This is a genomic window from Salifodinibacter halophilus, assembly GCA_012999515.1.
Lineage (GTDB): Bacteria > Pseudomonadota > Gammaproteobacteria > Nevskiales > Salinisphaeraceae > Salifodinibacter > Salifodinibacter halophilus.
In genome coordinates, this window is record JABEEB010000208.1 from 1 (window position 1) to 276 (window position 276).

Sequence of the window (276 nt, forward strand, 5' to 3'; positions counted from 1 at the left end):
CCGAGGCGCTCGCCCACGCCGTCCGCCTCGCCGAGGAGGTCGGTGCCGACGTGGTGAAGACCGCCTACAGCGGTGACCCCGACTCCTTCGGTCGCGTCGTCGAGGCCACGCGCCTGCCGGTCGTCATCGCCGGCGGCAGTCGCGGCACCGACCGCGAGACGGTCGAGATGGTCCGCGGCACGATGGACGCCGGCGCGGCCGGCGTCTCCATGGGTCGCTCTATCTTCCAGCACGAGAACCCCGAGGCCATCACCCGCGCCGTGAGCGCCGTCATCC

At 73.2% G+C, this 276-nt stretch carries 1 protein-coding gene; it reads left to right on the forward strand.

Going from position 1 to position 276, the window contains the following annotated elements:
- Positions 1-276 (forward strand): fructose-bisphosphate aldolase (locus HKX41_11345; GenBank protein ID NNC24726.1); only part of this gene is annotated, 276 nt, incomplete at both ends.